The organism is Nonomuraea sp. NPDC046570, from assembly GCF_040645915.1.
Lineage (GTDB): Bacteria > Actinomycetota > Actinomycetes > Streptosporangiales > Streptosporangiaceae > Nonomuraea.
On the sequence record NZ_JBEYZF010000024.1, the window covers coordinates 76,717 to 101,129 of the forward strand.

The following is a 24,413-nucleotide window of genomic DNA, read 5'->3' on the forward strand; positions in this document are numbered from 1 at the left end:
CGGTCGTAGATGGGTGGTCATGAGCAGGGGTTTTAGGCTGGAAGCATGCTCGGTCAAGTCCTTCTCGCCGGTTCGCGCAGTCCGTTGGTACGGCGCGCGGTTTCCGGCTTCCCGCTGACTCGCAAGGTCGTCGACCGCTTCGTGGCCGGTGAGACGACCCCGGACGCCTGCGCGGCCGCCGAGCGGCTCTGCGACGCGGGCCTCACCGTCACGATCGACCACCTGGGCGAGGAGACACGCGACGCCGAGGCGGCGGCCCAGACGGCCAAGGCGTACGTCACGCTGCTGGAGGCGCTGCGGCCCGCCGAGCTGGGCGGGCGCGCCGAGGTGTCGGTCAAGCTGTCGGCCGTCGGCCAGGCGCTGGACGACGCGATGGCGCTGGAGCACGCGCGCGGCATCTGCGCCGCGGCCCAGGCCGCCGGCTCCACCGTGACGCTCGACATGGAGGACCACACCACCGTCGACTCGACGCTGGACATCCTGCGCACGCTGCGCGAGGACTTCCCGGCCACGGGCGTGGCGATCCAGTCCTACCTGTTCCGCAGCGAGGGCGACTGCCGCGACCTGGCGGTCGAGGGGTCGCGGGTGCGCCTGGTCAAGGGCGCCTACCGCGAGCCCGCCTCGGTCGCCCACCAGAGCAAGAGCGAGGTCGACAAGGCCTACGTGCGATGCCTGCGGATCCTCATGGCGGGCAAGGGCTACCCCATGGTGGGTACGCACGACGACCGGCTGATCTCGATCACCGAGCTGCTCGCGGACCGTTTCGCCCGCACCCGCGGCGACTACGAGTACCAGATGCTCTACGGCATCAGGACCGACAAGCAGGAGGCCCTGGCCGGAGCGGGTCACACGGTCCGCGTCTACGTGCCCTACGGCGACGACTGGTACGGCTACTTCATGCGCCGCCTGGCCGAGCGCCCGGCCAACGTCGTCTTCTTCCTTCGTTCCCTTGGGGGTAAGTAATGGATGCCATCAGCAACGTCCCGGTCCCTGCCAACGAGCCGGTGTACGGCTACGCGCCCGGCAGCACCGAGCGCGCCGCGCTGGAGAAGCGGATCAAGGAGCTGTCCGGGTCGGCGATCGACCTGACCATGACCATCGACGGCGAGCAGCGCCTCGGTGGCGGCGCGCCCATCAACGTGGTGCAGCCGCACAACAAGAGCGCCGTTCTCGGCCGTACCAACGACGCTACGGCCGGGGACGTGCGCCAGGCGATCGACGCGGCGCTGAAGGCCGCGCCGGCCTGGCGGGCGCTCTCCTTCGACGAGCGCGCGGCGGTCTTCCTCAAGGCGGCCGACCTGCTGGCGGGGCCGTGGCGGCAGACGCTGAACGCGGCCACCGTGCTCGGGCAGTCGAAGTCGGCGCAGCAGGCGGAGATCGACGCGGCCTGTGAGCTGATCGACTTCCTGCGGTTCAACGTGGCCTACGCCCGCCAGCTCTACGCCGACCAGCCGGTCTCCTCGCCCGGGGTGTGGAACCGGATGGAGTACCGCCCGCTCGAGGGCTTCGTGCTCGCGATCACCCCGTTCAACTTCACGGCCATCGCCGGAAACCTGCCGACGTCCGCCGCCCTGATGGGCAACGTCGTCGTCTGGAAGCCTTCGCCCACCCAGCAGTTCGCGGCGCACTTCACCATGCGCCTGCTGGAGGAGGCCGGGCTGCCGCCGGGCGTCATCAACATGGTCACCGGCAACGGCGCCGCCGTGTCCGAGGTCGCGATGACCCACCCGGCCCTGGCGGGCATCCACTTCACCGGCTCCACTCCGACCTTCCAGCACCTGTGGTCGACCGTGGGCGCCAACATCGGCTCCTACCACGGCTACCCGCGCCTGGTCGGCGAGACCGGCGGCAAGGACTTCATCGTCGCCCACCCGTCGGCCGACCCCGCGGTGCTGACCACCGCGATGATCCGCGGCGCGTTCGAGTACCAGGGTCAGAAGTGCTCGGCCGCCTCCCGCGCCTACGTGCCGCGCTCGATCTGGAACCGGATCAAGGACGACCTCGTCGGCACCGCCGAGTCGCTGACCATCGGCGACGTGGCGGCGGAGCTGTCGACCTTCATGGGCGCGGTCATCGACGACCGGGCCTTCGCCAAGCACAAGGCGGCGATCGACCGGGCCCGCGCGGCCTCGAACATCGACCTGCTCACCGGATCCTACGACGACAGCGTCGGCTACTTCGTCAAGCCGACCGTGCTGGAGTGCGCGGACCCGGCCGACGAGATCTTCGTCAAGGAGTACTTCGGGCCGATCCTGGGGGTGCACGTCTACGACGACGCCTCCTACGACTCGGTGCTGGACCAGATGGAGAGCGTCTCGCCGTACGCGCTGACCGGCTCGATCATCGCGCAGGACCGGTACGCGGTCGCCTCGGCGGCGGAGCGGCTGCGGTTCGCGGCGGGCAACTTCTACATCAACGACAAGCCGACCGGGGCGGTCGTCGGGCAGCAGCCGTTCGGCGGCGCCCGCGCGTCGGGCACCAACGACAAGGCGGGTTCGATCTTCAACCTGATCCGCTGGGTGAACGCCCGCACGATCAAGGAGACCTTCGTGCCGCCGACCACCCACGGCTACCCGCACATGGGCTGACATCTCCGCCCGCTGTACGGCGACGCCCGGGATTCCCGCAAGTGGGAGTCCCGGGCGTCTCCCGTTGTCAGACGGCGTCGGCGAAGCGCTGCAGTGTCTCGCCCGGGCTGGGGCCGTTCAGCGCCTGGAAGATCCGCTCGGCGTCCTCGCCGTGCTTGTCGAGCCGTACGTGCGCCAGTTCCACCCGGGTGCCCGCCGGTTCGAGCGGCGTGAACAGCACCTCGATCTCACTGGCCGCCTCGTCGTCGGGCAGTGACTGGAACCGGCCGTCCACCCGCCAGGTGAGCCTGATCCGGTGCGGGGGCTCCCATTCCAGCACCGTGCCCCAGGTCTTCTCGTTTCCCGCGGCGTCCCACTCGTAGTACCGGCCGCCGGCTTTCGGTTCCATGGCCAGGCCGACGCGGGGCTCGGTGAGCAGGACGTGAGACGGCGGCCACCAGTCGGCCATCCGCTCGGTGAACACCTGGAAGCAGTGTTCCCGGGTGGCCGGGACGACCACCGACTTCCGTACGTCCGAAACCACACCCTCTCGCATGAGGCCCTCCGCTCGTGGTGTGTCGTGTGTTCCGCCCACGATGAAGCCTCCGCCTCGACCTCGTGTGGACAAGGGCTTGACCGGCGCTCCCTCCCGGCTCCAACGGGCCTTTATCGCGCTTCGAGCGGACACCTGCACAGTGGGGCACACGCGCATCTGCCCGTACGGGCCGCCGGGGGCCCATGCCCGGACCTGGCCGAAGACACGGGGACATCGCCTGACCAGTCCGTCTCATGGAGGAGCCTGCCTCATGGCCCGAAGGGCAGTCATCACCGGAATCGGCGTCGTCGCGCCAGGAGGTATCGGCAAGGAACCGTTCTGGAACCTGCTGACCAGCGGGAAGACCGCGACGCGGATGATCACGCACTTCGACGCCGGCGCGCACCGCTGCCAGGTCGCGGCCGAATGCGACTTCGACCCGCTCGACCACGGGCTGTCCCGGCAGCAGGCCAGGCGGACCGACCGGGTGGCGCAACTGGCGATGGTCTCGGCCATGGAGGCGCTGGCCGACAGCGGCCTGGTCGTCGACGGCCGGCTCGCCGAGCGCACCGGGGTGGCCATCGGCAACGCCGTCGGCGGCACCATCACCATGGAGCGCGAGTACGCGGTGCTCTCCGAGAGCGGCCGCGACTGGGTCGTCGACCCGACCTTCGCCCTGCCGCACATGTACGACTACTTCCTGCCCAGCTCGATCGCGGCCGAGGTCGCCCTGATCACCGGCGCGCTCGGCCCCGCCGCGGTGGTGTCGACCGGATGCACCTCGGGCATCGACGCCGTCGGGTACGCGGTGGAGCTGATCCACGAGGGCCGGGCCGACGTCATGGTGACCGGCGCCACCGACGCGCCGATCTCCCCCATCACGCTCACCTGCTTCGACGTCATCAAGGCGACCTCCGCCCGCAACGACGACCCGGCGACCGCCTGCCGGCCGTTCGACCGCACCAGAACCGGGCTGATCCTCGGTGAGGGCGCGGCGGTGCTGATCCTCGAGGAGTACGAGCACGCCCGGCGGCGCGGCGCGGACATCTACGCGGAGATACCGGGCTACGCCTCCCGGTGCAACGCCTTCCACATGACCGGGCTCAAGGCCGACGGCAGGGAGATGTCGGAGGCCATCGACATCGCGCTGTCCGAGGCGAAGGTCAACCCCACCGACATCGACTACATCAACGCGCACGGATCCGGCACCAAGCAGAACGACCGCCACGAGACGGCGGCCGTCAAACGCAGCCTCGGCGAGCACGCCTACCGGACCCCGATGAGCGGCATCAAGGCGGTCGTCGGCCACTCGCTCGGCGCGATCGGCTCGATCGAGATCGCGGCCTGCGCGCTGTCCATCCGGCACGGCGTGGTCGTCCCCACCGTCAACCTCCACGAGCCGGACCCGGAATGCGACCTGGACTACGTGCCCAACACGCCGCGGGAGCGCCGCCTCGACGCGGTGCTCACCGTCGGCAGCGGGTTCGGCGGATTCCAGAGCGCGCTGATCCTGACGAGTTTGGAGCGAGGCCGAGTATGAAGCAGGACGTAGTCGTCACCGGTGTCGGCGTCATCGCGCCGAACGGCATCGGCGCCCAGGCCTACTGGGACGCCACCCTCGACGGGGTCTCCGCGATCGGCCCGATCCAGCGGTTCGACGCGCCGCACTACCCGGTCCGGCTGGCCGCCGAGATCCCCGTCTTCGAAGCCGAGTCCGCCCTGCAGAAGAAGCTGCTCCCCCAGACCGACAGGCTGACCAGGCTGGCGCTGATCTGCTCCGACCTGGCGATGGCGGACGCGAAGGTCGACCCGGCGGCGCTGGCGGACTTCGAGGCGGGCGTGGCCGTCTCCAGTTCGACCGGCGGGCTCGAGTTCGGCCAGCGGCAGATGCAACTGCAGTGGGGCACGGGCTGGGAGTCGGTGAGCCCGTACATGTCCTTCGCCTGGTACTACGCGGTCCACACCGGCCAGATCTCGATCAGGAACGGCATGCGCGGCCCCAGCGGGGTGGTCGTGTCGGAACAGGCCGGCGGCCTCGACACGCTGGCCTTCGCCCGGCGGCTGATCCGCAAGGGCACCTCCATCATGTGCACGGGCGGCTTCGACAGCATGCTCTGCCCGTACGGGGTGGCGACGGCGGCGACGGCCGCCGGGATGAGCCGGAGCCACGACCCCGAGCGGGCCTACCTGCCCTTCCGCGCCGAGTCCACCGGTTTCGTCCCAGGCGAGGGCGGGGCGATCCTCGTGATCGAGTCGCGGACGAGCGCGGCCGAGCGCGGCGTGCCCGTCGTGTACGGGGTGCTGGCCGGCCACGGATCGGCCTTCGACCCGGACCCGGCGGGGGCGGGCGACGGGCTGGTGCGGGCCGCGCGGGCTGCGCTCGCCGACGCCGGGATGTCGCCGCGGGACATCGACGTGGTCTTCGCCGACGCCGGCGGCAGCGGGCCGCTCGACAGAGCCGAGGCGGACGCGATCGAGCGGCTGTTCGGCGAACGAGCGGTCCCGGTCAGCGCGCCGAAGGCGCTGGTCGGGCGGCTGATGTCGGGCGGGGCCGTACTGGACGTGGTGGCGGCGCTGCTCAGCCTGCGCGACGGGGTCATCCCCGCGGTCGCCGGCGCCGAGGAGGACACCGTGGATCCGCGGGTGGACCTGGTGGTCGGTGAGCCGCGGCGGCAGCGGCTCGACTCGGCGCTGGTGCTGGCGAGGGGGCACGGCGGATTCGCCTCGGCGATGGTCCTCACCAAGCCCTGAAGGGCCTCGCCGATGATCCTGGCGGCCGGCCCGGCCTGCGGCGGGCCGGCCGGGGTCAGCGGCGTCTGCCCGTCGGCACCACGTACCGGGCGTAGAGCAGATCGCGGATGACGTCGTCACCGCCCTCCACCAGGCCGACGTGCCGCAGGTCGCGCACCAGCTTCCCGATCGGGTGGTCGTGCGTGTAGCCGAGGCCGCCGAACATCTCGGAACCGATGGTCGCCACCTGCCAGCCGGCCTGGCCGCAGTACATCTTCGCGGCCAGCGCCGAGCGCAGCGTCCCGACCCGGTAGAGCGTGGTGTCGCCCGACCGGGCGGCGGCCATGGCCCGGTCGAACTCCGCCGCCGCGGCCCGGCACTGGTTGCGCATCACGTCGACGAGCATCTCGATCTGGCCCAGCTTGGCGGCGAACACCGCGTTGTCGGCCAGCGGGGCGCCCTTGACGTGCTTGACCGCCGCGTACTCCATCGCCAGGTCCCGCACCTTGCGGGCCATGCCGACCGCGGTGGCGGCGATCAGGATCCTGCTGGCGTTCAGGCCGATCTCCAGGTTCCGCACGCCGTTGCCGCGCAGGCGGTGCCGCGCGGGGACGGCGCAGTCCCGCAGCCGCACCTGGTAGGTGGCCGAGCCGCGGACGCCCACCATGTCCCAGCGCTTGACGATCTCGATGCCGGGGGTGTCGCGGGGCAGCACGACCACGCTGATCCCGCCGTCCTCGCCGCCGGACCTGGCCAGCGCGAACAGCACCGCGGCGGTGGCGGCGTTGGTGGAGAAGTACTTGTCCCCGGAGACCACCACCTCCTCGCCCGCCTGGACGTAGGTGGCCGACGTCCGGACCAGTTCGCTGCCCGCGTCCTGCTCGGCGGCCAAGATCGCGTGGAACCCTCCGTCGCGGGCCAGCCCCTCCAGGTACGGCCGGGCGAGGGACTCGTCGCCGCACAACTGCAGCACGGTGGTGCCGATGATCGTCGGGATCGAGCCGAGCGCGAACCCGCCGTCCCCGTAGGCCAGCTCGGAGACGACGTCGACGCCGTCCTCCAGGGACACCCCCGGGCCGCCGTAGGCGGCCGGAATCCACCAGTTCGCCAGTCCCGCCTCGTGCAGCCTGACCGACTCGACCGTCGGCGCCTCCGGCAGGCTGTCGAAGTAGGCCTCCTTGGAGGTCAACTCCGCCTGCGCGAAGGCCCGGACGCGATCCACCAGCGTGGTTGTCATCATCTCTCCTCGCGCCCCGGGAGCCGCCGGTCAGGCACCGGTGAACTGCGCGTTGACGGTGGTCAGGAAGTCCCGCGGAGTCCTGATCTCCAGGTCGGGCAGCTTGATTCCGAAGTGCCTCTCGATCTTGGCCGTGGTGTCGATGATCGCCAGCGAGTCGAAGCCCAGCTCCCCGAGCTCGACGTCCATGATGTCGCCCGACAGGTCGATGGACTCGTCCTCGCCGACGGCCTTCAGGAGGAACTCCTTCAGCGTGTCGATGGTCAGCTCCTGCATGTCATCCGCTCCTTTCATGGGTGGTCAACGCGCTTCGACGAACTCCTTGGCCACGGCCATCGTCGCCCGGCTGTTGGAGCCGAGCGCGTGCCGTACCGCGGCCCTGGCGGCCTCCAGCGAGGCGGGGGGCTTGGGCAGCGCGGCGAGGGCCTCGGGGTCGAGGATCACCACGTGCCGCGAGGTCACCGTGACCGTTCCGTCGTGCGCCGGCTCGAACAACCACTCGCCGCGGTGCGCCCGCAGGCCGGGCGGCAGCACGGTCTGCTTGTAGACGATCCGCCGCGACGGCGTGCAGACCCGGCCGGACACGGTCGTGTGGACGGAGCCGTCCAGCGCCCGGGTGTCCATCTTCATGTACTGCAGGCCGGTCACGCCTTCCTTGAGGTCGACGGCCTGGACGTGCGGGATGCGCTCGGGCCACCTGGCCACGTCGTAGACGAAGTCGTAGGCGTCCTCGGCGGAGCCCGCGATGGTCTGGCTGTCGGAGAAGTCGAGGAGCAGCCCCGGCTCGCGCCCCCGGCCCTCCACCACCCGCTTGAGATTGGCGAGCTCGGAGACGCTGTTGGCCTCCACCGCGCGCGCGATCCGCCCGAGGTTCACCGGGTCGTCGCCCGCGGCCCGGTAGTGGTGGTCGAGGGTCACGCCGCACACGCCGTCGCCGCGCTCCTCGACCGACCACGCGCCGCCCAGCTCGGCCACCGGGTCGGCCGGCCGGACCTGCTCGAACTCCACCCGGTACGCGTCGGGCCGCAACCGGCGCCGCGACTCCCAGGTGCGCACCTCGTCCTGGGCCAGCGCCCAGATCCGGATCCGTTCCTCGCGGTCGTCGCCGGACACGCGCTCGGCCCAGATCGTCGGCGGGAAGTACAGCGGCCACCGGGTCACGTCCGACACGATCCGGTAGACGGCCTCGGCCGGTCCGGTCACGTCGATCCGGTGGGTCACTCTGGTGGTGGTCATGATGGGCCTCCTCGGTTCGCTGCTCACTGCTCGCTCAACCTGACCGCCATGAACTCGGCCAGCTCGCGCGGTGTCGGGTTCTCCAGCACCACTCCCGCCGCCAGCCGCAACCCGGTGGCCGCGTTCAGCCGGTTGCGTAGATCGACGCTGAGCAGCGAGTCGAGTCCCAGTTCCTTGAACGAATTCCCCGCGTCGACCATCGACGGGTCGGGATAGCCGAGCACCTCGGCCGTGTGCGTGCGGATCACCGCCAGCAGGTTCTCCAGGGACGGCCGGGTACCGATGTGCCGGGCGTGCGCCGACCCGTTCGAGGCGGCGGGCGGGCGGCCGGGCACCTCCAGCAGCCGCGCGGGCCGACTGCCGGGAGTGCGGTGCCCCTCGGCCAGGCGCAGCGGCACCGCGAGCGGCTCGACGGTCGCGAGGGCCTCGTCGAACAGCCGCAGCCCGCTCCCCGTCGGCATCGGGGCGATCCCGCTCAGGGCCAGCGCGCCGAGGTCGCCCGCGGTCAGGTGCGCGGTCATCGCGGTCGGCAGCTCCCAGAGGCCCCACGCCAGCGAGGTCGCCTCCAGGCCGATCGAGCGCCGGTGCTGGGCCAGCGCGTTGAGGAAGGCGTTGGCGGCGGCGTAGTTGGCCTGTCCGGGCGTGCCGATGACGCTGGCCGCGGAGGAGAACAGGACGAACGCCGACATGTCGAGGTCGCGGGTGAGCTCGTGCAGGTGCCAGGCTCCGGCCACCTTGGGGCCCAGCACGGCGCGGAGCTTGGCGGGCGTCAGCTGGGTGACCAGCCCGTCGCTCAGCACTCCGGCGGCGTGGAAGACGCTTCCCGGCGGATGCTCGGTGACCAGCCGCTCGACCTGCGCCCGGTCGGTGATGTCGGCGGCGAGGATGCTCACCTCGGCGCCGAGTGCCGACAGTTCGGCCCGCAGGGCGTCGGCTCCCGGTGTGGCGGGGCCCCGCCGGCTCGTCAGGACCAGGTGGCGGGCGCCGTACCGGGTGACGAGGTGGCGGGCGAGGAGCGCGCCGAGGCCGTTCACGCCGCCGGTGATGAGGGCGGGCCGCTCGGGGTCGAAGGAGCGGGGCATGGTCAGCGCCAGCTTGCCGTGGTGCCGCGCCCTGCTGAGCAGGTGCAGCGGTACCTTGCCCTGGCGGACGTCCCAGGTGCGCAGCGGCAGGTGGGTCAGGGTGCCGTCGGCGTACAGGGCGATCAGGTCGGACAGCACCTCGCCGATCCGCTCGGGTTCGACGCCCAGGATGTTGTAGGCCCAGTACGTGATGCCGGGGTAGGCGGCCTCGGTCCGCGCCTTGTCGCGCAGGTCGGTCTTGCCGATCTCGAGGAACCGCCCGCCGGAGGCGAGCAGCGCCAGCGACGCGTCGGTGGCCGCGCCGGACAGCGAGTTGATCACCAGGTCGACGCCCCGGCCGCCGGTGACCGCGCGGAACTCCTCGGCGAAGGACAGCGAGCGCGAGGAGGCGATGTGGTCGTCGGCGACACCCCAGGCGCGCAGGATGTGGTGCTTGCCGGGGCTCGCGGTGGCGAAGACCTCCAGGCCGAGGTGCCTGGCCAGCTGGATCGCGGCGAGTCCGACCCCGCCGGTCGCCGTGTGAATGAGCACGCTTTCCCCGGGCTTGGCGTCGGCGAGTTCGACCAGGCACTGGTAGGCGGTGATGTACACGGTCGGCACGGCGGCCGCCTGCGCGTCGCTCCAGCTCGCCGGGACCGGCCTGACCGCCCGCTCGTCGGCCACCGCGACCGGGCCGAGCGAGCGCGGGATCATCCCGAACACCCGGTCGCCGACCCCGACCCCGGTGACCTCGGCGCCGACCTCCGTGACCACGCCGGACGCCTCGCCGCCCATCGTCTTCTCGGCGGCGACCAGGTTGAGCCCGACCGCGATGTCGCGGAAGTTGAGCCCCGCCGCGCGTACCGCGACGCGGATCTCGCGCGGCCCGAGCACGCCGGCCGCCTCCGGGTGCGGGACCAGGGCCAGGTCGTCCAGGGTGCCTCTGGTGGTCACGTCGAGCCGCCACGGCCCGGGCGGCTGGGGCAGGCCGTCGTCGGTCCGGGCGCGCAGGCGCGGCCGGTACAGCCGGCCCGCCCTGATCGCCACCTCGGGCTCGCCGCAGGCCAGCGCGAGGCCCAGGGCTTGGACGGACTCCGGCTCGTCGTCGACGTCGATGAGGACGAACGTGTCGGGATGCTCGGTCTGGGCCGCCCGGACCAGGCCGGTGACCGGCGCGTGCGCGAGTCCCGGCACATGTTCGCGCCCGGACACGGCCAGCGCCGACTGGGTCACCACCGCCAGCCGCGCCGCGGCCGGTCGCCGGTCCGCCAGCCACGCCTGCAGCAGGTCAGTGATCTCTCCGGTCAGCCGGTCCACCGAGTCCACCAGGTCGTCGCCGCCCGCGGTGAAGCCGTCGGCGGGCGCGACGAGGAACTCCGGCACGGGCTGGGGCACGGACCCGAGGTCGGGATGGGCCTCCCTGCCGCCGAACTCTCGCGCGCCGAGCACGGACCAGTCGCGCGGCGCGAGGTCGTCGCGGGCCGGCACCTCTTCCCAGGTCAGCGAGAGTACGGTCCCGTCGGCGGGGTCGGCTGCCGCGTCGAGCGGGCGCAGCGCCAGCGAGTCGACCGATCCGACGGGGATGCCCCGCTCGTCCGCGAAGGTCAGCGAGAGCCGGTCGCCGGCCACGGCCGCGCGGACCCGCAGCGTCCGCGCGTCGCGGCGCCGCAGCGTGACGCCGTTCCAGGCGAACGGCACCAGCAGCCCCCGGTCCAGGTGCAGCAGCGCGGCGTGCAGCGCGGCGTCGAGCAGCGCGGGATGGGCGGTCGCGTACGGCGCCGCGGAAGCCTCACCGGGCAGCGCGACCTCCGCCAGGACCTCGTCGCCGCGCACCCACATGCGCCGCAGGCCGGTGAACGCCGGCCCGTAGTGGTAGCCGCGCCCGGCCAGCGCGGTGTAGGCCCCGGCCACGTCCATCGGGGTCGCGTCGCCGGGCGGCCACTCCACCGGATCGGCGGCGGCGCCGTCTCCGGGCGCGAGCGCGCCCGAGGCGTGCTGGACCCAGCCGTCCTCCTGCCGCGCGTGGACGGTCAGCGCGCGGCGGCCGGCGTCGTCCGCCGGTTCCAGGGTGACGCGCAGCTCGATCGTCCCGCGCTCGGGCACCGGCAGCGGCACCCCGTGCACGAGCTCGTCGACGAGGCCGCACCCCTCCTGGGCGCCCATCTCGGCGAGCATCGACAGCAGCGCGGTCGCGGGGACCAGGGCGGCGTCCCGTACCACGTGGTCGGCCAGCCAGGGGTGGCGCTCCGGGTCGAGGGCCGCGCTGAACACGGTCTGCCCGGTCGGCGTCTCCATGCGCCCGATCTGGAAGGCGCCCGGTGTGCGGCCGGCGTCGCCCGGCGGCGTCACCCAGTGGCGGCTGCGGTCGAAGACGAAGGGCGGCAGGTCGACGGGGCGACCGGCCGGCTGCACCGGGGCGAGGTCCACGGCCGCGCCGGCCGCGTGCACGGCTGCCGCGGCGGCCAGGAACTGGGCGGTGCCCGCGCCGTCCCTGCGCACGGTGCCGACGACCGTGCCCTGCGCGCCGGCGCCGTCCAGGATGTCCTGGACGCCGATGGTGAGCACGGGGTGCGGGCTGATCTCGATGAAGACGCGGTGCCTGGCCGCGACCAGGCGGCTGATCGCGGGCTCGAACCGCACGGTGTTGCGGAGGTTCTCGTACCAGTAGCCGGCGGTCAGGTCGGCGGCGGTGACGGGCTCGCCGGTCAGCGTCGAGTACATCGGCACGGTGGCGGGCCGCCCGCGCACGCCCTCCAGTTCCTTGGCCAGCGGCTCGCGCAGCACTTCCATGGCCTCGGTGTGCGAGGCGTAGTCGACGTCGATCCTTCTGGCGTCCAGGCCCTGCCGCTCGCAGGCCGCCAGCACCTCGGCGAGGGCGGGCTCGGGGCCGGCCACCACGGTGGCCTGGGGGCCGTTCACCGCCGCGACGGATACTCCCCCCACGGAGTTCAGCAGCCGCCGCGTCTCGGTCGCGTCCAGCGGGATGGAGGCCATCCCGCCGCTGCCCGCGACCGACTGCAGGGCGCGGGCGCGCACGCTGACGATCCGGCAGGCGTCCTCCAGGCTCAGCAGGCCCGCGATGTGGGCGGCGGCGATCTCCCCCTGCGAGTGGCCGACCACCACGGCGGGCCTGACCCCCGCGGACTCCCACATGCGCGCTAGCGACACCATCACCGCGAACAGGGCGGGCTGTACGATCTCCACCCGGTCGAGGGCGTCGTCGCGCAGCACGTCGAACAGCCGTCCCTCCCAGTGCGGGGCCAGCGCCTCGGCGCAGGCCGCCATGCTCGCGCGGAACGGCTCGGACTGGTCGAGCAGGTCGAGCCCCATCCCGCGCCACTGCGACCCCTGGCCGGGGAAGACGAAGACGGGCCCAGGGTCGCCGGGGCGGGCCTCGGCGACCAGGACGGTCGGCGACCTGTAACGGCCGGGGACGGCGGAGGCCGCGGTTCCGGCGGCCAGTTGGGACAGCCCGGCGGCCAGGTCCGCCGCGGTGTCGGCGACCACGGCGCCGCGGTGGGCGAAGCGGGTCCGCGACCGCAGGACGTGCCCCACGTCCTCGGGCAGGGTCGCGGGCGTGTCGGCGAGGAAGCCGGCCAGGGCCGCGGCCTGGGTCCGCAGGGAGCCGGAGCTCGGCGCGGAGACCGTCCACACGAACGGGCCCGCCGCCGGTTCGCGCCGCTCCTCGGCGGGTGCGGGGGCGGCCTCCTCCAGGACGAGGTGCGCGTTGGTGCCGCTGATGCCGAACGCCGACACCCCGGCGCGCCGGGGCCTGCCCTCGCGCGGCCACGGGCGGGCCTCGGAGAGCAACGCGAGCCCGCTCTCCGGCCAGTCCACGTGCCGGCTCGGCCGCTCGGCGTGCAGGGTGGGGGGCAGGACCCCGGCGCGCATCGCCTGCACCATCTTGATCACGCCGCCGACGCCGGCGGCGGCCTGGGCGTGTCCCAGGTTCGACTTGAGCGAGCCGACCCAGAGCGGGCGGTCGGGGGTGCGTTCCCTGCCGTAGGTCGCCGCCAGCGCCCGCGCCTCGATCGGATCTCCGAGTGGGGTGCCCGTGCCGTGCGCCTCCACCGCGTCCACGTCCGGAGGGGCGAGCCCGGCCCGGTCCAGGGCGAGCGTGATGACCTCGGCCTGGGCCGGGGCGCGTGGCGCCGTCAGCCCGTTGCTGGCGCCGTCCTGGTTCGTGGCGCTGCCGCGGATCAGCGCCAGGATCCGGTGCCCGTGGGCGACGGCGTCCGGTACGCGCTCGAGCAGCAGCAGCCCGGCGCCTTCCGACCAGGAGGTGCCGTTCGCGTCGTCGGAGAACGATCTGCAGCGGCCGTCGGGAGAGAGTCCGCCCTGCCTGCTGAAGTCGATGAAGAGCCCGGGCGACGGCATCACCGTGACGCCTCCGGCCAGCGCCAGGTCGCACTCGCCCTGGCGCAGGGCCTGCGCGGCCAGGTGGATGGCGACCAGCGAGGAGGAGCAGGCTGTGTCCACCGTGACCGCGGGGCCGGACAGGCCGAAGCAGTAGGCGATGCGCCCGGAGGCGACGCTGGTCATGGTGCCGGTGATGCGGTGCCCGCCCGTGCTCGGGTCGGGCTCGTACAGGCGCGGCCCGTACTCCTGGGCGATGGCGCCGACGAAGACGCCGGTGTTGCTGCCGGCCAGGCGGTCGCGGCTGAGGGCGGCCCGTTCGAAGGTGTCCCAGGCCACCTCCAGGAGCAGCCGCTGCTGCGGGTCCATCCCGGCCGCCTCGCGCGGCGAGATGCCGAAGAACTTGGCGTCGAACAGGTCGGCGTCGTGCACGAACCCGCCCTGTCTGGTGTACGACTTGCCGTGGGCCTCCGGCGACGGGTCGTAGATCTCCGCCAGGTCCCAGCCGCGGTTGCCCGGGAACTCGGAGATCGCGTCGCCGCCCGCCTCGACCAGGTGCCAGAGATCCTCGGGTGAGCGGACGCCGCCCGGATACCGGCAGCCCATGGCGACGATCGCGATCGCGTCCTGCGCCGCCCGCCGCGAAGCTGTTTCGCGAGTCATCCTCAGCATGGCCTTTCTCAACGTGGTCGGATGAGCACAAACCGGCCGTCAGATGGGGTCGCCTGACCTGAGCGCCTCGCTCAGCGCCGCCGGGGTGGGGTGGTCGAACAGCAGTGTCGCGGGCAGGCGCCTGCCGGTGGCGGTGGCCAGGGCGTTACGCAGTTGCACCGCCATCAGGGAGTCGAGTCCGAGGTCGTTGAAGGGGCGGCTCAGGTCCAGGTCGGCGTCCGGGTTCCGGCCAAGCACCTGGAAGGTGCAGTCGACGACCAGGTCGAGCGGGTCGCCCGTCCACCGGGGTGCGGGCAGTTCCTCCGGGGCCGCCTGATCCGGCAGTGGGGTGTCGAGCCAGTGGCGATCCCCCGCGAACGGGTACAGCGGCAGATCCACGGCTTGCGCCCGCGGTCCGTGGACGGCGGGCCAGTCGATCGGCGCGCCGAAGACGAAGGCCCTGGCCGCCGTCTCGGCCACGCCGCCCACCTCGTCGTCGGTGGCCAGCGGCGCGGCGAAGTGCTCGCCGCCGTCGGCGACGCACTCGCCCACCATGGCGATGAGCCCGCGCCCGGGGCCGAGCTCGACGAAGAAGCGCCCGCCGAGCTCATGCGCCTTCTGCACCGCCGGCCCGAACCGGACCGTGGCGCACAGGTGGTGCGGCCAGTATCCGGGGTCGCCGAACTCCTGGCCGGTCACCGGCCGCCCGGTCACCGTGGAGACGATCGCCGGCCCGGTGGGCGGGTGCCAGGTGAGGCTTTCCGCGACGGCCCGCAGTTCCTCCCGGATGGGGGCCATCAACGGGGAGTGCCCGGCCACCGCGTTGCGCAGCCTGCGGGTCTTGCGTGACAGGGCGGCGAAGTGGTCGGCGACCCGCAGCGTGGCCCGCTCCTCACCGGACACCACCAGGGACTGCGGGCTGTTGACGGCGGCGATGCCGACCAGGCCGGGCTCGCCGGCGATCACCGCGCGTACCTCGGCCTCCTCGGCCTGGATGGCGACCATCGCGCCGCCCGGCGGCAGGCCGCCGATCAGGCGGGCACGCTGGGCGACCAGCGTCGCCGCGTCCTCCAGGGACAGCACGCCCGCGACGTGCGCCGCGGAGATCTCCCCCCGGGAGTGGCCGATCACCAGGTCGGGTGTCAGGTTCCAGGATTCGAGCAGCCGGTACAGCGCGACCTCGATGGCGAACAGCGCGGGCTGGGCGTACTCGCTGGCGTCGACCGCGCCGGAGTCGCCGCCTCCCCACATGGCGTCCTTGATGCTCACGCCGAGCACCGGCTCCAGGGCGGCGCAGGCCGCGTCGAAGGCGCGCGCGAAGACGGTGAACTCCTTGTGCAGGCGCTGCCCCATGCCGGGCCGCTGCACGCCCTGGCCGGGGAACAGGAACACCGTGCGGCCGTCCCCCTCGACGCCCTCGACCACCCCCTCGGCGGTGCCCGGGGCGCCGTCGGCGAGCACGCGCAGGCGGGAGACGAGCTCGTCCACGGTGGCGGCGACCACGGCGCCGCGGTGCCGGAACGCGGTCCGCGTCGTCGCTGAAGACAGCCCGAGATCGGCCAGGGCCGGGAGGCCGCCGCGCGCCGCGCCGGCCATCGCCGCCGCCTGCCGCCGCAGCGCCGCCGGGCTCGGGCCGGACACGAGGACGGGTACGGCCTTCGGCTCGGCCTCCGGCCGCCGCTCGGTGTCGGCCGGTCGGGGCGCTTCGGCCAGCACCACATGGCAGTTCGTTCCGCCGAGACCGAACGCGGAGACTCCGGCGACCAGCGGCGTGCGCCCGGCAGGCGGCCACCCCTGCCGTTGGTCGCACACGCGCAGCCGGAGCGCGGCCAGGTCGATGGCCGGGTTCGGCCGGCGGAAGTTCAGGCTGGCCGGCAGCTCGCGGTGGAACAGGCTGAGCGCGGTCTTGATGAAGCCCGCGACGCCGGCCGCGCCTTCGAGATGGCCGATGTTGGTCTTCACCGACCCCACCAGCAGGGGCGCTTCAACGGGGCGGCCCTGGCCGAGCACGCCGCCCAGCGCCGCCGCCTCCACCGGGTCGCCCAGCGCGGTGCCCGTCCCGTGCAGCTCGACATAGCCCACCTCCTGCGGGGACACTCCGGCCGCCCGGTACGCCGCCGCCAGTAGGTCGCGCTGGCCCGCCCGGCTGGGAGCGGTCAGGCTGGAGCCGGTGCCGTCGTTGTTCGTCGCGCCGCCGAGCACCGTGCAGTAGACGCGGTCGCGGCCGGCGTCCACCGCGCTGAGCGGCTTGAGCACCAGCACGCCCGCGCCCTCGCCCCGGACGATCCCGTCGGCTCGCTCGTCGAAGGTGTGGCAGCGCCCGCCCGCGGACAGGGCGCCGAGCGCCTCGATGACCTGATCGCCCTCGGCGGTGAGGTTCAACTGGACCCCGGCGACGATCGCCGTGTCGAACTCCCCCCGCCGAAGGCCGTGCATGGCCTGCTGGAGGGCGGCGAGCGAGGAGGCGGGCCCGCAGTCGACGGCCAGGCTGGGGCCGGTGAAGCCGAACGCGTACGAGAGCCGGTTGGCCAGGAAGCCGCGGCCGGTCCCCGGCATGGTGTGGGAGGTCGGGGGGCCGCTCGCGCGGGTCAGGTAGGCGTACTCGTCGGCGCAGGCCCCGACGAAGACGCCGACCGGCAGGCCGGACCACGAGTCCGGGGCGATCCTGGCGTCCTCGAGGGCGTGCCAGCACAGTTCGAGCAGCAGCCGCTGCTGCGGGTCCGCCGCGGCGGCCTCCCTGGGCGAGATGCCGAAGAACTCGGCGTCGAAGCGCTCGACGTCCCGGAGGTAGCCACCCGGCCGGCGCCCGGCCCGGCGGCCCGTGCCGGGGGCGATGGCCTGGCCGCCGGAGGTCAGCAGCCGCCAGAACGCGCCGAGGTCGTCGGCGCCGGGGAAGCGGCAGGCCATGCCGGCCACGGCGATCGGCTCGCCAGGGGCGGGCGCGGGGGTTCGGGTGGGGTGATCAGACACGTCATCCTCCGGAATCAGCGAAGACGAACCGGCGACGGTTCACGTCCCGGCGGATGAGCGGCCGCGCCGAGCGCTCCCTCGGACCGCAGCCGCCGTCGCGCCTCCGCGACCGCCCGCAGGTCGGCCACGTCGCCGCGGGGACGGTCCGGCAGCAGCGGCTGCACGGCGCTGCTGCGGCTGATCACCGCAGGCTGCCTGCGCGCCAGCGTGCTGAGGCTGTTGCCGGGGCCGCACTCCACCAGCAGGCAGTCGTGGTCGGCCAGCAGCCTGGTCAGCGCGGGACCGAAGTAGACGGTGGCGACGGCCTGGTCGGCCCAGAACGCCGGGTCGACGGCCGTGAGATCGTCGAGCAGTCCTCCGGTGTAGGCGGAGTAGAGGGTCAGCCGGGGCGGCCGCAGGCGTACCGCCTGCCAGTCGGGCAGCGCGGCCGTCGCCGCGGAGGCGACCAGCGGGCTGTGGAACGCCTGCCGGGCGGGCACCTCCCGGCAGACCACGCCCCGGGCGGCGAGGACCCGCGCCGCCTCCCGCAGCGGACCGAGCGCGCCGGACAGCAGCACCTGGCGGCTCGCGTTCACGGCCGCCACATGCGCGCCGAGCGGCAGCACGTCGGCGACGTCGTCCACCGAGGCCGCCACCGCCAGCATCCCGCCCGGCGGGGTGTCGGCGAACTGCCCGATCCGCCCGCGCATCAGCCGGACGCCGTCGGCGAAGTCGAACACCCCGGCCAGGGTGGCGGCGGCGAGCTCGCCCGCGCTGTGCCCGAGCAGGGCCACCGGCCGGACGCCCCAGCCGAGCAGCATCCGGCCGAGCGCGTGGTTCACCGCGTACAGCAGCGGCTGCGCCACCGACACGTCGTCGAACATCGGGGACGGCTCGGTCGCCAGCCACTGCTCCCGCAGTCGCGGGCCGACGGCTCCGAACAGCTCGAAGGTGCGGTCCATCCAGGTGGTGAACGACTCCTCCGTGCCGTACAGGCCCGCCGCCATCCTGAGGTGCTGGGTGCCCTGCCCGGTGAACAGCAGGGCGACGGCTCGGCTGGGCCGCTGCGCCATGTCCGTCATGCACGCGCCTTTCCTAGGGGCTTGGGACATGGTGGGCCCGCGGGAGTCAAGGCTCGCTTGAGAACGGGTTGACCGGGTGGAGCTCAGGCCGGATTCGAGCCGCGGGCAGCAGACTCGGGCCGTGGCCGTGGAGTCAAGGCTCGCTTGAGCACCAGTTGACCGGACCCGGTTTCCGGCCGCGCCGCGGTCGCGGCCGGACCCGATGGAGGGACGCTCGATGAAGGTGACCGGTGTGTACGTGTCAGGCACGGGCCTCTGCCTGCCCCGGGCGATGCCGGTGGCGCAGGCCGCGGAGCAGGGACTGACCGACTGGAAGACCATCCGGCGTACGCGGATGCGCTCGGTGTGCGTGAGCGAGGAGTCGGGCCCCGAGATGGCGGCCCGGGCGGCCAAGGACGCGATCCGCGCCGCGGGGGCGGCCCCCGACGACATCGACCTGGTACTGCACGCCGGGGCCTACTTCCAGGGCCATGACCTGTGGGCGCCCGCCTCGTACGTGCAGAACGAGGCCGTCGGCAACGCCTGCCCGGCCATGGAGGTGCGCCAGCTGTCCAACGGCGGGATGGCGGCCATGGAACTCGCCGTGGCCTACCTGCAGGCGGCGCCCGGCCGGCACAGCGCGCTGATCACCACCGGCGACCGCTTCTGCGAGCCGGGATTCGACCGCTGGAACTCCGAGCCGGGAACCGTGTGCGCGGACGGCGGCACGGCCGTCGTCCTGTCCAAGGCCGGGGGTTTCGCGAGGATCCGCAGCCTGGTGACCGTATCGGACCCGTGGCTGGAGAAGATGGGGCGCGGCGACGACCCCTTCGCGGCCGCGCCGCTGACCGCCCGGCGGCCCATCAGCGTGGAGCCGCACCGGGAGGCGCTGTTCCGCGAGCTCGGCATGGCGGCGGTCCTGGAGCGGCTGCAGGCCGGGCAGCGCCGGGCCTTCGAGCAGGCGGTAGCCGAGGCCGGTAGCAAAGCGGTCGACATCACCTGGATCGTGCCGCCGAACCTCGGCTATCCGAAGATGGATCACCAGTTCTTCCAGCCGCTCGACATCGCCCCCGAGCGGACCACCTGGTCCTGGGGATCGGAGGTGGGCCATCTGGGCGCGGGCGACCAGTTCGCCGGGCTGGCGCACCTCGTGAGCACCGGCGCGATCGTCCCCGGCCAGTCCTGCGCCCTGGTCGGCGCGGGCGGCGGCTTCGCCTGGACGGTGGCCGTACTCGACATGGTGGACAGCCCCTGACGGGCCGGATCCGGGGTGGTTCGAGCAGTGCTCCACCGCGCTGCCGTAGCAAGGGACCCATGACGCCGACCGAGAGGTAGGGGGCATGACCAACAGCCCAGCATCAGCCGAGACCACCCGTGCGCTGTTCCCCTGGCTCCGGCAGTGCCCGCACCTGCCGCCCGCCGAGTACGCCGAGCTGCGCGCCACGGAGCCGATCACGAAGATCCGCCTGGCGACCGGCATGAGCGCCTGGGTGGTGACCCGGCACGACCACATGCGCAGCCTCCTGACCGATCGGCGCGCGAGCTCCAACCGCGCCGACCCGGGCTTCCCCTACTTCTTCCCCGTCCCGCAGGAGTTCCGCGACAACGCCGGGTTCCTGGGGATGGACCCGCCCGACCACACCGTGCACCGCACCATGATCGCCAGCGCGTTCACCACCCGGCGGGTGCGCTCGATGCGCCCGCAGGTGCAGCGGAAGGTGGACGAGTGCGTCGACGCCATGCTCGCCGGGGACCGTCCCGTCGATCTGATGAAGGCCCTGGCGCTGCCGGTGCCGACCTTCGTGATCGGCAACCTGCTCGGCATGCCGGAAGCCGACCACGGCATCTTCCGCGCCGCCACCGAGGGGATGCTCGACGGCACGAGCACGGCCGAGCAGCGCAGAGCCGGGCTCGACCGGCTCAACGCCTACTTCCTGCGGCTGATCGAGGACAAGGAGCGGGAACCGGGCGACGACCTGATCAGCGAGCTGGTGCCGAAGTACCGGGCGGCCGGCCTGTACGACCGCCTGCCCGACCTGGCCAGGCTGCTGCTCAACGGCGGCCACGAGAGCAGCGCCAACATGATCGCGGTCGGCACGCTGGTGCTGCTCGAGCGCCCCGGCCAGCTCGCCGAACTGCGGCGCGACCCGTCGCTGGCCACCAACGCGGCCGAGGAGCTGCTGCGCTACCTGACCGTCGCCGACCTGGCCACGCCGCGGGTGGCGATCGACGACATCGAGATCGGCGGAGTTCTGATCCGCAAGGGTGAGGGCATCATCATGCTCGGCGGCGCCGCCAACCGCGATCCCGAGGTGTTCGACCAGCCGGACGAGCTCGACCTGCGGCGCCCCAACGCCGACCGGCACCTCGCCTTCGGCCACGGCGTCCACCTGTGCATCGGCGCGAACCTCACCAGGCTGGAGCTCGACGTCGTCTACGGGACCCTGTTCCGCAGGATTCCCACACTGCGGCTGGCCGTGCCGTCCGAGGAGCTCTCCTTCCGCGACGGCGGGCTCGCGTACGGCGTGCGGGAGCTGCCCGTCACCTGGTGAGCCCACCCATCGAAGCCCAGCGCCCCGCCTATCCCGGAGGTCGAGCTCACACCATGCGCACGAGCGAAGATCCGTCGGCGGCCCTCGGCGACTTCCACCGGCAGCGACCGGTGTGGTCGGCGGCGCCTGCCACGGACGGCGTCGAACACGCGGAGATCGAGGTCCCGCTCGACTACTCCAGCCCGCACGGCCCGCGCCTGACGATCGCGCTCAGCCGCAGGCGGGCACCGGACCCGCGGCGGCGGCGCGGCGTGCTCCTGGCGGTCAACGGCGGGCCCGGCGGCTATTTCGGCCTCGGCCGCCGGTTCCCCGCGGCCCTGGCGCACACCCCGCTGAGCCGGCGCTACGACCTGATCGGCTTCGACCCGCGCGGCACGGGCGACTCGACGCCGCTGCGGGCCGAGATCACCGACACGAAAGCCCCCTTCGACTCACGGCCGCCCGACGCCGACTTCCTCGCCATCGCCGAGGACTTCCGCGCCCGCGAGGACGGCAACCGGCGGGCGGGCGGGGAGCTGCGCCCGCACTTCAGCACCCGCAACGTCGCCAGGGACATGGAGACGATCAGGGAGGTGCTCGGCGAGAGCACGATCAACTACCTCGGCTACACCTACGGCACCTATCTCGGCGCGGTGTACGGCAGTATGTTCGGCTCCCGGCTCGACCGCAGCGTGCTCGACTCCTGCGTGCACCCGGACTGGTCCTGGCGCGAACAGCTCATGGCGCAGGGGCCGGCCAACCGGGCCAACCTCGAAGCGTGGGCCGGCTGGGTGGCCGGACGCGACCGCGCCTTCGGCCTCGGCACGACCGGGGAGCGGGTGCTGGCCGCCGTCGAGGAGGCCGTGGACCGGCTCGCCGCCCAGCCTGCGGGCATCCCCCTCCGATCCCTGTTCGACGGAGCGCTCGGCAACCGGTCGGCCGACCGGGCCCGGTGGGAGGAACTCGGCCGCATGGTCGCCGGCATCCGGGCCGAGGGCCTGCCCGCGGCAGCGCGCTGGCTGGCCGCGGAGAAGGTCTGGCCGCCGGCCGAGACCGAGGGGCCGACGCGGTGCGGGGTGCTCGACGCCGTGACGCTGGAGAAGGACTGGCCCACCGACCTCGAGGTCTACTTCGACGACATGCGCCGATACCGCGAGCAGTACCCGTACGGGTACGGGGTGCTGCGGGCCCAGCCGTGGGTCGGTGCCTTCCGCTCGTTCACGCCGCCGGAGAAACCGGCCGAGCTGACCCGGGCCGGGTTCCCCCCGGGCCTGGTCGTGGTGGCGGACGGCGACCCGATCGACCACCCGTCCGGCGGGGCGGCCATGGCCAGGCTGCTCGGCCACCGGCTGGTCACCGTACGGGACTCGGGCCAGCACGAGATCTACGCCTTCTGCGGCAATCCCGCCGTCAACGCCCTGGTCAACGACTACCTGCTCGACGGCGTCCTGCCCGCGGCCGACGTGGTCTGTCCCGGCACCGTGCCCCGCCCGGACGTCCCCGCCGACCCGACCGCATGACGCCGATTCGCAGCCGAGCCCGACAAGAGGAAGTGGACATGTTACGCACACTCGTCATCGGCGGTGGTATCGCCGGCCCGGTCACCGCCATGGCCCTGCAGAAAGCGGGCTTCAAGCCGACCCTCTACGAGGCGTTCGACCGCACCGCGGAGGGCGTCGGCGCCTTCATGAACATCGGCGCGAACGGCCTGGACGCGCTCGACTGCCTCGACCTGGCCGACATCGTCCGCAAGAACGGCTTCGACACCCCGGTGATGGCGTTCTACGGGCACACCGGCCGCCGCCTCACCGGCGACATCCCGACGAACCGCCTGTCCCGCAACGGCACCACCATCCACACGCTGCAACGCTCCGACCTCTACATCACACTTCGCGACGAAGCAGTCAAACGCGGCATCCCCATCGAGTACGGCAAGCGGCTCGTGGACGCCACCAACGAGGGCGACAAGGTCGTCGCGGTCTTCGAGGACGGGCAGCAGGTCGAGGGCGACCTGCTCGTCGGCGCCGACGGCCTGCACTCCCAGGTGCGCAAGGTCATCGACCCCGCGGCGCCCGGCCCCCGCTACCTCGGCGTGCTCAACGCCTTCGGCTACCTGCGCGGCTACCCGACCGGCGAGGCCCCGGGCGCGATCCGCATGTTCTTCGGCAGGAAGTGCTTCTTCATGTACACCGAGGACCACGCGAGCAACATCGTGTGGTACGCGAACCCGCCGCGGCCGACGGAGCCCGGCGCGGCGGATCTGCGCGACCCGGCCTGGCGCGACGAGCTGCTGCGGCTGTTCGAGGGGGACCGCATGCCGGCCGCCGACATCATCAGGGCCACCACCGACATGGCCCCGCTCTTCCCCAACCGCGACCTGCCGACGGTCAGGCGCTGGCACCGGGGCCGCATGATCATCATCGGTGACGCCGCGCACGCGGTCTCCCCCACCGTCGGCTCCGGAGCGTCCATCGCCATGGAGGACGGCGTCGTCCTGGCCAAGTGCCTGCGCGACGCTCCGACGATCGCCGCCGGGTTCGCCGCGTACGAGGCGGTGCGCCGCGACCGCGTCGAGGCCGTCGTGGCGCAGGGCAAGTACAACATCGAGGGCAACATGCGCGGCCCGGTCGGCCGTACGGTCCGCAACTTCTTCCTCGCCAGGGCCTTCAGGAAGCCGCCCGGCAAGGTCAAGGACCCGACCTGGATGCAGAAGCACCACATCGACTGGGACGCCAAGGAAACCCGGTACACGGTTTGAGGAGAGGGGGTTTGCCGAGGTGTACGGTGCCGAGTTCTCGAAGATCTACGACCTGATCTACTCCGGCCGGGGGAAGGACTACCTGGCGGAGTCCACCGAGGTGGCCGACGTCGTCCGAGCCCGCCACGCGTCCGCGTCGTCGCTGCTCGACGTCGCCTGCGGAACGGGCGCGCACCTGGCGTACTTCAAGGACTGGTTCGAGGTGGCCGGGCTGGACGCCTCCGAGCACATGGTCCGCCAGGCCGGGGAGAACCTGCCCGGTGTCCCCGTGCGCGAGGGCGACATGCGCGACTTCGACCTGGGCCGCGCCTTCGACGCGATCGTCTGCATGTTCAGCTCCATCGGATACCTGCGCTCGCCGGAGGAACTGGACCGGACGCTGGCGTGCATGGCGCGTCACCTGAACCCGGGCGGCGTCATCGTCATCGAGCCCTGGCACACCCCCGGCACCTTCATCCCCGGCTACATCGCGCACGACCTGGTCAAGGGAGACGACCAGGTCGTCGTACGGCTGTCGCACTCGCAGCGGGCCGGCGACCGGGTGCCGATCAACGTGCACTACCTCGTCGGCGACAGGGCCACGGGAGTCCGGCACTTCACCGATGTCCATGAGATGAACCTGTTCACCAGGCGGCAGTACGAGACGGCGTTCGAGCGGGCCGGCTGCCAGGTCGAGTACATCGAGAGCGGCCGGTTCGCCTGTGGCCTGTTCGCCGGCGTCCTGAAGTGAGTCAGTGAGGG

At 72.9% G+C, this 24,413-nt stretch carries 16 protein-coding genes; 9 read left to right on the forward strand and 7 right to left on the reverse strand.

Going from position 1 to position 24,413, the window contains the following annotated elements:
- The first annotated feature begins 45 nt into the window (after positions 1 to 45).
- A complete protein-coding gene (locus ABZ911_RS30700) occupies positions 46 to 963 on the forward strand; it encodes a proline dehydrogenase family protein (RefSeq protein WP_358063594.1) in 918 nt (305 codons plus the stop codon).
- Positions 963 to 2,588 (forward strand): L-glutamate gamma-semialdehyde dehydrogenase, encoded by a 1,626-nt coding sequence (gene pruA, locus ABZ911_RS30705; protein WP_358063597.1) that lies wholly within the window; start codon positions 963 to 965, stop codon positions 2,586 to 2,588. The genes ABZ911_RS30700 and pruA overlap by 1 nt, the downstream gene beginning before the upstream one ends.
- Positions 2,589 to 2,655: 67 nt before the next feature.
- Here the strand turns inward: pruA and ABZ911_RS30710 are convergent, their stop codons facing one another.
- Positions 2,656 to 3,123 carry an SRPBCC family protein gene (locus tag ABZ911_RS30710; RefSeq protein WP_358063599.1) on the reverse strand — a complete coding sequence of 156 codons (468 nt, stop codon included), beginning with the start codon at positions 3,121 to 3,123 and terminating at the stop codon, positions 2,656 to 2,658.
- 250 nt (positions 3,124 to 3,373) lie between these two features.
- On the opposite strand from ABZ911_RS30710, the gene ABZ911_RS30715 reads away from it, so the two are divergent.
- Positions 3,374 to 4,642, forward strand: coding sequence for a beta-ketoacyl-[acyl-carrier-protein] synthase family protein (locus ABZ911_RS30715; RefSeq protein WP_358063602.1), 1,269 nt, complete (start codon positions 3,374 to 3,376; stop codon positions 4,640 to 4,642).
- Positions 4,639 to 5,853 (forward strand): beta-ketoacyl synthase N-terminal-like domain-containing protein, encoded by a 1,215-nt coding sequence (locus ABZ911_RS30720; protein WP_358063604.1) that lies wholly within the window; start codon positions 4,639 to 4,641, stop codon positions 5,851 to 5,853. Before ABZ911_RS30715 ends, ABZ911_RS30720 begins: the two co-directional genes overlap by 4 nt.
- Positions 5,854 to 5,908: 55 nt before the next feature.
- On the opposite strand, the gene ABZ911_RS30725 is transcribed toward ABZ911_RS30720, so the two are convergent.
- Genes ABZ911_RS30725 through ABZ911_RS30750 form a run of 6 tightly spaced genes read right to left on the reverse strand, consistent with a single transcriptional unit; the run spans position 5,909 to position 18,404 of the window.
- Positions 5,909 to 7,069, reverse strand: a complete 1,161-nt coding sequence (locus tag ABZ911_RS30725; protein ID WP_358063607.1) for an acyl-CoA dehydrogenase family protein — start codon at positions 7,067 to 7,069, stop codon at positions 5,909 to 5,911.
- Positions 7,070 to 7,099: 30 nt separating this feature from the next.
- Positions 7,100 to 7,345, reverse strand: a complete 246-nt coding sequence (locus ABZ911_RS30730; protein ID WP_358063610.1) for an acyl carrier protein — start codon at positions 7,343 to 7,345, stop codon at positions 7,100 to 7,102.
- A gap of 24 nt (positions 7,346 to 7,369) precedes the next feature.
- Positions 7,370 to 8,305, reverse strand: a complete 936-nt coding sequence (locus ABZ911_RS30735; protein WP_358063612.1) for an aromatase/cyclase — start codon at positions 8,303 to 8,305, stop codon at positions 7,370 to 7,372.
- Positions 8,306 to 8,328: 23 nt separating this feature from the next.
- Positions 8,329 to 14,394: a type I polyketide synthase gene (locus tag ABZ911_RS30740; protein WP_358063615.1), complete on the reverse strand. Its 6,066-nt coding sequence runs from the start codon at positions 14,392 to 14,394 to the stop codon at positions 8,329 to 8,331.
- 39 nt (positions 14,395 to 14,433) lie between these two features.
- Positions 14,434 to 17,343, reverse strand: coding sequence for a type I polyketide synthase (locus ABZ911_RS30745; protein ID WP_358063618.1), 2,910 nt, complete (start codon positions 17,341 to 17,343; stop codon positions 14,434 to 14,436).
- 14 nt (positions 17,344 to 17,357) lie between these two features.
- A complete protein-coding gene (locus ABZ911_RS30750) occupies positions 17,358 to 18,404 on the reverse strand; it encodes an acyltransferase domain-containing protein (protein ID WP_358063621.1) in 1,047 nt (348 codons plus the stop codon).
- Positions 18,405 to 18,621: 217 nt separating this feature from the next.
- Here ABZ911_RS30750 and ABZ911_RS30755 point away from each other — a divergent pair, with 217 nt between their 5' ends.
- The 5 genes from ABZ911_RS30755 to ABZ911_RS30775 all read left to right on the forward strand — a co-directional run bounded on the left by ABZ911_RS30755 (position 18,622) and on the right by ABZ911_RS30775 (position 24,402).
- Positions 18,622 to 19,638 carry a ketoacyl-ACP synthase III family protein gene (locus ABZ911_RS30755; protein ID WP_358063624.1) on the forward strand — a complete coding sequence of 339 codons (1,017 nt, stop codon included), beginning with the start codon at positions 18,622 to 18,624 and terminating at the stop codon, positions 19,636 to 19,638.
- 85 nt (positions 19,639 to 19,723) lie between these two features.
- Complete coding sequence (locus ABZ911_RS30760) at positions 19,724 to 20,935, forward strand: cytochrome P450 (RefSeq protein WP_358063627.1); 1,212 nt, start codon at positions 19,724 to 19,726, stop codon at positions 20,933 to 20,935.
- A 53-nt stretch (positions 20,936 to 20,988) separates the two neighbouring features.
- Positions 20,989 to 22,434: an alpha/beta fold hydrolase gene (locus ABZ911_RS30765; protein WP_358063629.1), complete on the forward strand. Its 1,446-nt coding sequence runs from the start codon at positions 20,989 to 20,991 to the stop codon at positions 22,432 to 22,434.
- 38 nt (positions 22,435 to 22,472) lie between these two features.
- The gene (locus ABZ911_RS30770; RefSeq protein WP_358063632.1) at positions 22,473 to 23,672 is read left to right on the forward strand and encodes an NAD(P)/FAD-dependent oxidoreductase; all 1,200 of its coding nucleotides are present in this window, start codon (positions 22,473 to 22,475) and stop codon (positions 23,670 to 23,672) included.
- 19 nt (positions 23,673 to 23,691) lie between these two features.
- Positions 23,692 to 24,402, forward strand: a complete 711-nt coding sequence (locus ABZ911_RS30775) for a class I SAM-dependent methyltransferase (RefSeq protein WP_358063635.1) — start codon at positions 23,692 to 23,694, stop codon at positions 24,400 to 24,402.
- Positions 24,403 to 24,413 lie beyond the last annotated feature (11 nt).